The organism is Pseudomonas sp. RA_35y_Pfl2_P32, from assembly GCF_963970735.1.
Lineage (GTDB): Bacteria > Pseudomonadota > Gammaproteobacteria > Pseudomonadales > Pseudomonadaceae > Aquipseudomonas.
The window spans coordinates 1-11,393 of record NZ_CAXAQF010000045.1 but is presented as its reverse complement, the minus strand read 5'-3'; the positions used below and the strand labels follow the sequence as shown (position 1 = coordinate 11,393).

2 protein-coding genes are annotated in these 11,393 nt (G+C 68.0%); both read right to left on the bottom strand.

Features of this window, described 5'->3' with window-relative positions; all coding sequences use genetic code 11:
• Nucleotides 1-7,945, bottom strand: a 7,945-nt coding sequence (locus tag AACY45_RS26825) for an amino acid adenylation domain-containing protein (protein WP_339548449.1), incomplete at its 3' end; no start/stop codon positions are given.
• On the bottom strand, nt 7,942-11,393 hold a 3,452-nt coding region (locus AACY45_RS26820; protein ID WP_339548447.1), incomplete at its 5' end, for an amino acid adenylation domain-containing protein. The genes AACY45_RS26820 and AACY45_RS26825, both read right to left, overlap by 4 nt.

Below are 11,393 nucleotides of genomic sequence, written 5' to 3'. Positions count from 1 at the left end.
CAATCGCCTCGGGCACACGGGCGGCCTGGCGCTCGAACTGGTGCACCAGGTCGAAATCGGCCACCCCGTGATCGTGGGCGTTACCGGCAGCCAGTACCGCCGCCCGTTCGCTGGCGCCCAGTAACGGGGCCCGCCCCAGCGCCCGAGCGGGCTCGGCCAGCAGGGCCTCAAGTAGTTGCAGGAAATGCCCGGCCAGGCGCTCGATGCTGGCGCGTTCGAACAGATCGCTGGCGTAATTGAAGGTGCAATCGAACTGCTGCTCACCACGCTGATCGACAAACAGCCCCAGATCCACCTGGGCGGTACGCCGTTCGCTCGGCAGGCTCGACAACTGCAGGCCCGGCAATTGATCGCGCAGCGCCACATCATGCCGCTGCAGGCTGAACAGCACCTGGAACAGCGGGTTGTGACTGAGGCTGCGTTGCGGTTGCAGCGCTTCGACCAGTTGCTCGAAGGGCAGGTCCTGGTGCGCCTGGGCCGCTAGCACGCTGTCGCGTACCTGCCGCACCAGGGCGCTGAACGGCTGCGCGCTATCGATGCGGGTGCGCAGCACCTGGGTGTTGACGAACAGGCCGATCAGCCCCTCGCACTCGCCGCGCAAGCGGTTGGCCACCGGCACCCCGACGCACAGGTCATCCTGGCGGCTCAGGCGTTGCAGCAATACATTGAAGGCCGCCAGCAACAGCATGAACGGCGTGACGTGATGGGCCTGGGCCTGACGCACCAGATTGGCCGCCAGTGTGCCCGGCAGGCTGACGCTGACACTCGCGCCACGATTGCTCTGCTGCGCAGGACGCGGGTGATCGGCCGGCAACTCAAGGATGCGCGGGGCCCCCTCCAGTTGCGCCTGCCAATAGTCGAGCTGACGCTTGCCCTCCCCGCCGGCCAGCCAGTCACGCTGCCACAGGGCATAGTCGATGTACTGGATCGGCAAGGCCGCCAGTGCCGAGTCAGCAGCCGCACACTCGGCGGCATACAACTGGCCCAGTTCGCGGACCAGGATGTCCATCGACCAGCCATCACCCACCATATGGTGCAGGGTCAACAGCACGTGGTGCTGTTGCTCCCCCAGGCGCAGCAATTGGCCGCGCAGCAAGGGGCCTTGGACCAGGTCGAACGCCGCGTGCGCCTGGTGCGTGCGCAAGGCCGCCGCTTCAGCCTGGGGATCGGCGGCGGCGCGCAGGTCGCTGAACGACAGGGCAAAGCCGCTTGCCGGCAGCACCTGCTGATAGACCTCGCCGGCCTCGCTCGGGAAGCAGGTGCGCAGCGCTTCGTGGCGCTCGAGCAAGCCGCTGAAGGCGCGCTCCAGGGCCAGTCGGTCCAGCGCGCCCACCAGCTCCAGGGCCACCGGCATGTTGTAGGCATCGCTGGCGGGGTCCAGTTGCCAGAGGAACCACATCCGTTGCTGGGCAAACGACAACGGCGCACGGGCCGGGCGTTCACGGCGCAGCGGGCCATCGACCGATGTGCTGCGGCTACGCTCAAGGGCCAAGGCCAGGCCTGCCACGTTCGGCGTATCGAACAGCGTGCGCAGCGGCAACTCGATGGCGAACACTTCACGGATCTTCGAAACGATGCGCACCGCCAGCAGCGAATGACCGCCAATCTCGAAGAAATCGTCGTCGCGGCCGACCTGCTCCACCCCCAACACCGATTGCCAGACCGCCGCCAGCAGCGTTTCGCGCTCACCTTGCGGGGCCTGGTAGCTGCGTGCCTGCCATTGCGGCGCGGGCAGCGCCTTGCGGTCAAGCTTGCCATTGGGGCTCAGCGGCATGCTCGCCAGGTACAGCAACTGGGCCGGCACCATGTAGTCCGGCAGGTGCTCACGCAAATGCTCGCGCAAGGCGTCCAGCCACCCTTGGGGGTCTGCCTGCGGGCTGTCGGGCGTGACATAACCCACCAACTGCGCCCCCGCATCGCCCGGCCAGGCCACCACCACCGCCTCGCGTACCACGGCATGCTCCAGCAGCCGCGCCTCAATTTCGCCCAGTTCGATACGCAGGCCGCGCAGCTTGACCTGATGGTCGATCCGGCCGACATAGTCGATCACCCCGTCCGGGCGCCAGCGCGCCAGGTCGCCGGTGCGGTACATGCGCTCGCCCCCGGCGCCAAACGGATCGGCGACAAACCGCTCGGCCGTCAGCCCCGCCCGCCCCAGGTAACCCCGCGCCAGGTTGGCGCCGGCGATGTACAGCTCGCCCGCCACCCCCACCGGCACCGGCTGCAACTGGCTGTCGAGAATCATCAAGCGGGTGTTGGCGATCGGCCGGCCGATGGGCACGCTGTGCCGACCCGGCTCGTCGACGCAATGCCAGTAGCTGACATCGATGGCCGCTTCGGTGGGTCCATAAAGGTTGTGCAGCGCCGCGTGGTGGTGCTGCTGGAATTGCTGCTGCAGCTCATGGGGCAGCGCCTCGCCACTGCACATCACCTGGCGCAGCCCGCTGCAGGCCGCCAGCTCGCCGGCGGCAACAAACGCCTGGAGCATCGACGGCACGAAGTGCAGTGTGCTGATGCGCTGTTCGACGATCACCTGACGCAGGCGCGCCGGATCCCGGTGCGCGCCAGGCTCGGCGATCACCAGCGTGGCGCCGGCCAGCCACGGCCAGAAGAACTCCCACACCGACACGTCAAAACTGAAGGGGGTTTTTTGCAGGACCCGATCATGGCCATCCAGGCGATATTCGTCCTGCATCCATTGCAGGCGATTGAGCAGGCCCGCGTGATGGTTGCCCACGCCTTTCGGCCGGCCGGTGGAGCCTGAGGTGTAGATGCAGTAGGCCAGGCTCTGCGGCGGGTAATCGATGGCGGGCGCGTGCTCGGGCTGGCCGTCGGTCTGTGCCCAGTCGCGGTCCAGGCACCACACCGGCGCGTTGCAGGCCGGCAAGCGCCCGAGCAGCGCTTGCTGAGTGAGCAATAACGGTACGTTGCTGTCTTCGAGCATGAAGGCCAGGCGATCGGCCGGATAGTCCGGATCCAGCGGCAGATAGGCGCCGCCCGCCTTGACGATCGCGAGCAGCGCGATGGCCAGCTCTGCCGACCGCTCGGCGAATACGCCAACCCGCACATCACAACCCACCCCTTGGCTGCGCAGCCAATGGGCCAGGCGGTTGGCCCGCGCCTCAAGCTCGGCATAGCTGAACTGGCGCTCACCGAAGACCAACGCACAGGCGTGGGGGGTGTTGTGCGCCTGCTGGCTTATCAGCTGCGGCAGCATCGGTACCTGGCGGTAGTCGCGCTCGGTGGCGTTCCAGCCTTGCAGCAGTTGCTCGCGCTCGTCCGAGGCCAGCAAGGGCAGACACTCCACCGCCTCCTCCGGCGCCAGGGCAATCGCCTGCAGCAAACGCAGGAAGTGCCCACCCAGGCGCGCGATGGTGCCTGGCTCGAACACGTCAGTGGCATAGCCCAAGCTGGCGAGCAACTGGCCGTCGGCGCACTCGCGGGTGTCCAGGACCAGGTCGAACTGGGTGCTGCGGCGGGCGCCAGCCAGCGCCTCGACCGTCAGCCCCGGCAGCGTCAGGCTGGCCAGGCTGTCGACCCGGTCGTGGTTGAACAGCACCTGGAACAGCGGGTTGTGGCTGAGGCTGCGTTGCGGCTGCAAGGCCTCGACCAGTTGCTCGAACGGCAGGTCCTGATGGGCCTGGGCATCCAGCACGTCGTCGCGGACCTGGGCCAGCAGCCGGCCGAACGAGGCCTGGCCGTCGATCTGCAGGCGCACTACCTGGGTGTTGACGAAGAAGCCCACCAGGCCCTCGGTTTCCTCCTGCTGACGGCCGCCGATGGGCACGCCGATCCGCAGGTCGCGCTGACCGCTGTAGCGCATCAGCAGCACGCCAAAGGCTGCCAGCAACAGCATGAACAGCGAACTGCCCTGTTCCAGCGCCAGGCGCTGCAGGTGCTGCGCCAGTGCCGGGGTCACGGCGAATTCGAAGCTGTCGCCACGAAAGCTCTGCTGGGCCGCACGTGGGTGGTCCAGGGGCAGCTCAAGCAGCGGATGCTCATGGCCCAGGTGCCGGGACCAGTGCGCCAGCTGGCGCTCGCATTCGCCGCTGGCCAGCCATTGCCGCTGCCACACGGCAAAGTCGGCATACTGGATCGCCAACGCTGGCAACTGCGCGACCGAGCCTTCGCACCGGGCGCGGTAACAGCGGGCAAATTCCTCCAGCAACAGTTTCACCGAGGCACCGTCGGCAATGATGTGGTGCAGGGTGAGCAACAGCACGTGCTCCTCGGCCGCCAGGCGCACCAGGCACACGCGCATCAGCGGGCCAGCGGCCAGGTCAAAGCCGTAGCTTGCTTCCTCGGCCATGCGCTGCGCCAGTTGGGCTTCCCGCTCATCGGCCGCCAGGTGTTGCAGGCTGACTTCGCTGAAGGCCAACGGCAGATCGTCGATGACCCGCTGGCACACCCGCTCGCCATCGTCCTCAAATACCGTACGCAGCGCCGAATGGCGCATCTGCAGTTGGGCGAATGCGCCCTGCAACGCCGTCACCCGCAGCGTGCCACGCAAGCGCAGGCCACCCGCAATGTTGTAGGCCGCACTGTCGGGGGCCAGTTGCCACAGGAACCACAGGCGCTGCTGGTTGAAAGACAGCGGTGCGCCATCGGCATGGGGCAGCGCGCGCAACGCCGGCGCGGTGCTGGCGCTCGTCGGCTGCGCCAAGGTCAGTGCCAGGTCGCGCAAGCGCGGGGTATCGAACAGTTGGCGCACCGGCACGTCCAGGCCCAGGCGTTTCTTCAGGCGTGCCACCACTTGCACCGCCAGCAACGAATGGCCGCCCAGTTCGAAGAAATGATCGAGCGCCCCCACTTGCGGCAGGCCCAGCACTTCGCTCCAGATCTGCGCCAGCAGTTGCTCGTGCTCGCCCTCCGGGGCCTGGTAGCCTTCGCTGTCCGCCTGCCAGACCGGCTCGGGCAACTGGTTGCGGTCCAGCTTGCCGTTGGCGTTGCGCGGCAACTGCGGCATCACCATGATCCGTGCCGGCACCATGTAATCCGGCAATTGCTCGCGCAGCAGCGCCCGCAGTTCAGCGCCCAACTGCGCGTCATCAGCCGCGACATAGGCCACCAGTTGTTTGCCGGTGAGGGTTTCGCGCGCCACCACCAGCGCTTCGCGCACCCGGGCGTCGGCCCGCAGGCGCGCCTCGATCTCCCCCGGCTCAATGCGAAAACCACGGACCTTGATCTGATGGTCGACCCGGCCCAGGTAATCGAGGATGCCGTCGGCGCGCTGGCGCACCAGGTCGCCGGTGCGGTACAGGCGCGCACCTGGCGCGCCGAACGGGTCGGCGACGAAGCGTTCGGCCGTCAGCCCCGGGCGCTGGAAATAGCCCCGGGCCAGACCTTCGCCACCCAGGTACAGCTCGCCACACACGCCCGTCGACACCGGGTTCAGGTCTGCGTCCAGGACCCAGGCACTGCGCGCACCCACGCGGTCGCCGATCGGCGCGTAACCGGCCTGGCATTGATCGGCCGGGCCGGCTTTCCAGATCAGTGGCGTGACCACCGTCTCGGTCGGCCCGTAGCCGTTGATGATCCACGCCGGGCGCAAGGCCTGGCGCACGTGCTCGAAACTGGCGTGGGGGACCGCGTCCCCGCCAAAGCAGTAGACCCGCACCGCTGGCACATCCTCCCGGCCCTCGGCATGCTCGGCAATCTGCTGCAGGTAGGCGGGCGGGAAGGCTGCGACGGTCACCCCGTGACGGCCCATGGCCTGGTAGGTCTGCTCCGGCGTCCACAGGCTATCGTCGCGCAGCACCAGGCTGGCACCGTGGGTCAGGGCCGTCAGCCAGCGCTCGTGGGCCCCGTCGAAGGCGAACGACATGAAGTGCAATTCGCGGTCGGCCGGGGTCATTTCGTAGCGCGCGCCGATGGTCCGGCAATGCATGGCCAACGGGCCATGGGCCACCGCCACGCCCTTGGGCAAACCGGTGGAGCCGGAGGTGTAGATCAGGTACGCCAGGTTGTCCCCATGGGGTGTGACCGGCGGCGTCAGGTTGGGCTCGCGAGCCAGGTCCAGCAGGTCCAGGTCCAGGCGCTCGACCCCTTCGGGCAGTGGCGCCCGGCGTGGGTCGCGACTGTCGCCAAGCAACCAGGCCAGGCCGGCGTCACGGATCTGGTACGCCAGGCGCTCCTGCGGGTAGTCCAGGTCCAGCGGCACATAGGCCGCACCGGTCTTGAGCACCGCCAGCAGCGCCACCAGCAACCGTGGCGAACGTGGCAGGCCGACACCCACCCGGCACTCGGGGCCGACGCCGCGGGCGTACAGGTAACAGGCCAGTTGATTGGCCTCGCGCTCCAGCTCGGCAAAGCTCAAGACCTGCTCGCCGCAACGCACGGCCGGGGCGTCCGGGGTACGGGCGGCCCAGTCGGCGATGCGCTGGTGTACCCGTGGCTCGTCCAGGGGGCTGGCGGGCAGTGCGTTCCACGCTTGCAACTGCTGCCAGGCGGCCGGCTCGTGCAGGTCAAAATCGCACAGGCGCGCTTGCGGGCGGTCGGCAATCTGCTCAAGCAGCGCTTCGAAGTGCCGGCGCCAGCGCTCGATGCGCGGGGCGCTGAACAGATCGGTGGCGTAGCTCAGTTCGCAGAACAGACGCCCGGCGGAGTCCTCGGCAGTGTCCAGCGCCAGATCGCAATCCACTGCGCGCATGACCGGCGGCAACGATTGCATGGCCACGCCGTCCAGGGTCTGCAGGGCCGCACTGTCATACCACTGGTGGTTGTAGATCACCTGGAACAGCGGGTTGTGACTGAGGCTGCGCTGCGGCGCCAGCGCCTCGACCAATTGCTCGAACGGCAGGTCCTGATGGGCCTGGTCGGCCAGCGCTCCCTGGCGCACCCGCGCCAACAGGGTGTCAAAGGTTTCGCGCCCGTCCAGCGCGGTGCGCATCACCAACGTGTTGACGAAGAACCCGATCAGACGTTCGCTTTCACGGTTGCCACGCCCGGCAATCGGCACGCCGACGCGCAGGTCGCCCTGCCCGCTGTAGCGATACAACTGCACCTTGAACGCTGCCAGCAGCAGCATGAACAGGGTCGCGCCACGGGCCTGGGCCACCTTGCGCAGACGCCCGGCCAACGCCGGCTCGATCTCGAAACTGAGCACCGCGCCCTGGCCGCTGGGCCGCACCGGACGCTGGTGGTCGAACGGCAGCTCCAGGGACGGCGCCTCACCGGCCAGACGCTGCAGCCAGTATTCCAACTGGCGCTCGCCCTCGCCCGCCGCCAGCAGCTTGTGTTGCCACGCCGCGCAGTCGGCGTACTGCGCCGTCAACGCCGGCAACTCCGTGGCCACGCCGCGGCAATGGGCGTTGTAGCCACGGGTGAACTCGTCCACCAGCAGGTTCATCGACCAGCCATCGGCGACGATGTGGTGCACGCCCAGCAACAGCAGGTATTGATCAGCCGCCAGACGCAGCAAGGTCACCCGCAGCAACGGCCCGTTGGCCAGGTCATAGGGGGTAATGGCGCAGGCCATGTGCAGCTCATCGACCCGCGCTTGACGCGCGTGCGCCTCAAGCTCGGCGAGGTCCTGGTAAGCGACTTCCAGCTCGGCCCTGGGTTCGATCAACAGGTGCGGCTGGCCGTCCACCTCGTGGAAACGGCTGCGCAGGTTTTCATGCCGGGCGAGAATGTCGCGCAACGCAGTGCCGATGGCCTCCCGGTTCACCTCGCCGGACAGGCGCACGGCGCGGTGCAGGTTGTAGGTCGGCGCCTGGGGATCGAGCTTCCAGATAAACCATTGCCGGCTTTGCGCGGCAGACAGGGCCAGGGCGCCGTCACGCGCCAGGCCAGGCACCGGCAGACGGCGCAGGTTGACGCCCGCGGCGGCCAGCTTGGCGAGAAACAGTTGCTGCTTGTCCTGCGGCAGTTGTGCCAGGCGCGCGCTGATGGCCTGAAACTCACGGTCCTGCGCCGCTACCTTGGGGTCTAGGACACTACTCATTCGGCCTGCTCCAGTTCTTCCAGCAAATCATTCATGAAATCCAGCTGCAACCCGTCGTCAGCGGCGGCAGGTGCATGTGCCAGCTGTGCGGCAAGGGCGCCGACGCTGGGGTAGTCAAACAGCGTGTGTATCGGTAGATCGAGGCCAAAGGCATCGCGGATCCGCGACACCAGCCGGGTCAGGAGCAACGAATGCCCGCCAAGCTCGAAGAAGTCGTCGTCGACGCCCACGCGCTCCAGGCCCAGCAGCTCACACCAGATCGCCGCCAATTGACGCTCCTGATCCGTGCGCGGCTCGACCTGCCGCCGCGCCTGCCAGTCAGGCGCCGGCAACGCTTTTCGGTCGAGCTTGCCATTGGGGGTTTGCGGCATCCGCGCCAGCACCACGATCTGCGCCGGCACCATGTAATCCGGCAGCGCGGCGTGCAGTTGCTGCTTGAGCAGTGCTGCCAGTTCGGGCGTCGCATCCGCTTCGACGTAGCCCACCAGCACCACCCCGGCAGGCCCGGGGCGCGCCACCACGGCGGCTTCGCGTACGCCCTGGAAGCGCCGCAGGCAGGCTTCGATCTCACCGAGTTCGATGCGGTAGCCGCGGATCTTCACCTGTTGGTCGATGCGCCCGAGGTACTCCAGCGCCGCGCCACGCCAGCGCACCAGGTCGCCGGTGCGGTACACGCGCTGGCCCGCAGCACCGAAGGGCGCGGCGATGAAACGTTCGGCCGTCAGGCCCGGACGGCGGTGATACCCACGGGCCAGGCCGACGCCACCGATGTACAGTTCACCGGCAACGCCTTCGGCCACTGGCTCCAGGCTTTCATCCAGGACATGCAAGGCAGTGCCGGCGATGGCTTCACCCAGCAGGACCTGAGGGGCCTGGCGGTCCAGGCGCTTGCGCGCCGACCAGATGGTGGTTTCGGTGGGGCCATAGAGGTTCCACAACTCACCGACCACGGTCTGCAGGCGCGCCGCCAGATCGCTGGCCAAGGCCTCGCCCCCGCACAACGCGCGCACCTCAGTGAGGACACTGAACTGCGGATGCTCGCTGAGCATGCGCCAGGTCGAAGGCGTGGCTTGCACGCAGCCAACGCCCTGGTCAGCGATGTACTGCAGCAAGCGACCGGCGTCGCGCGCCAGCAGCCGATCGGCCATCACCACGCTAGCGCCCTGCACCAGAGGCAGGTAAAGCTCCAGCGCCGCGATGTCAAATGACAGCGAAGTCAGCGCCAGCACCTTTTCGCCCATCGCCAGACCCGGGGCCTGGGCCATGCTCGACAGGAAGTTGGCCAGCGCGCCGTGGTGCACGGCAACCCCCTTGGGCAACCCGGTAGAGCCCGAGGTGTAGATGATGTAGGCCAGTTGTTGCGGGTCGATGCGCGGCAGGTCCTGGGAGGTTGGCGCCTCAGTCGGCAAGCTCAGTTGGTCCAGGCACCAGCGCTGCTGGCCGGGGGTGGCGGGCGGCAGTTGGTCGAGCAACGCACTGTCGGTCAACACCCAGCGCGCCTGACTGTCATCGAGCATGTGGCGCAGGCGCTCGGCCGGGAACGCCGGGTCCAGCGGCACATAGGCGGCGCCGGCCTTGAGCACGGCGAGCAGCGTCACCAGCAACTGGGCCCGACGCTCCAGGCACACCCCGACCAACGTCGCCGGCCCCACACCGTGGGCCAGCAGGTGCTGGGCCAGGCGCGTGGAGGCGTGGTCGAGGCTGGCATAGTCGAGCGTTTCGGCGGCGTCACTGACCGCCGGCAACGACGGCGTGCGCCGCGCTTGCTCGGCGAACAGCGTGGGCAGGCACAGCCCCTGACCCAACGCCGGGGTTTGCCGAGCGCGGTCGATGGCACGCTCACGGGCCTCGGGCGAAAGCATCGCCAGCTCGCCGAGGCAGCGCTGTGGATCCCCCGGCAGCGCGCGCAGCAAGCCACCCAGATGCTCGGCCAGTTGCGCCAGGAACGCCTCGCTGAACGCCTCGCCACGGGCAGCGAAGGCCAGATGCAGTTGCTCGCCCGGGTTGACGGTGAGGGTCAACGGGTAGTGGCTGGACTCGCGCTGACGCACCCCAGCGATGCCCAGGCGCTGGATTGCCCGGCTGCGCAGGGCGGTGTCCACCGGGTAGTTCTCGAACACCAGCAAGCTGTCGAACAGTGACTGCCCCGCACTGCCCGCCCAGCGCTGCACCTCGTACAACGGCACATGGGCCTGCTCCTGCAATTGCAAGGTCTCGCCCTGCAACTGCGCGAGCCAGTCCGCCAACGGTTGCTGGACCCGTGGCTCGGCGATCAGCGGCAAGGTGTTGATGAACAGCCCGAGCATCTCGGCACTGCCGGCAAGGTCGGCCGGGCGCCCCGACAATGTCACGCCGCAACACACCACGCGCTGGCCACTGTGGCGCTGCAGGAGCAGCAGCCAGGCGGCTTGCACCAGGGTGTTGAGGGTGACCCGCTGGCGGCGGGCAAAATCCTTCAAGCGCTCAGTCGCCTGGGTGTCCAGGGCGAACTCCAGCAGGTGCTGCGCGGCGGTTGCAGGCGACGCCTGTGCGGTCCCGGTCCCGGTTCCGGTTCCGGTTCCGGCAAGCAAGGTCGGCGCATCGAGCGTCGCGGTGCGGGCCTTCCAGAACGCTTCGCCCCGCAGCGGCTCCTGGCGCTGCAGCCAGTCGATGTAGTCGCCATAACGTCCGGCCTGGGCGCCCGTGTCTTCACCGACATACAGGCCCAGCCACTGCTCGATCATCCGCGCGCTGCTCCAGCCATCGAGGAGCAGATGGTGGTACGTCCACACCAGGCGGTAACGGTGGGTGTCCAGGCGCACTACCTGGACCCGCTGCAACACCGGCACGTCAAAGCTGAATGCCCGGCCGCGCTGCTGCTCGGCGAAGTCCGCCAGGGCCTGCGGGCTGCTATCGCGACCGCGCCAGTCGTGCTCTTCCCAGTCCTGCGGCACTTGCTGGTAAACCAGTTGCAGAGGCTGCTCCAGCCCCTCCCAGGCGAAGGCGGTCCGCAGGATCGGATGGCGAGCGATCAGTTGTTGCCAAGCCTGGCGCAAACGCTGGGGATCGAGGTCGTCGAGGTCGAATGCCAGTTGATTGACGTACACCCCTGCGGTGTTGTCGCTCAGGCCATGGAACAGCAAGCCTTGCTGCATGGGCGACAGGGGATAGGCATCGGCCAGTGCCTGGCGGCTGACCGGCAGACGCGTCCAGGCGGCGTCATCCAGCAACGCCAGGCCACTGGCGGCCGGTTGTGCCAGCTGGGGCAGCAGATGCCCGGCAACCAAGGCCAGGCGGCGTACCGTCTGTTGCTCGAACAGGTCCCGCGGGGTCAGCGCCAAGCCGGCCTCACGGGCGCGCGCCACCACCTGCACCGAGACGATCGAGTCACCGCCCAGTTCGAAGAAGTTGTCCTCGACGCTGACCTGCGCCAGGTTCAACACGGCTTGCCAGATCGCGGCCAGCGCGG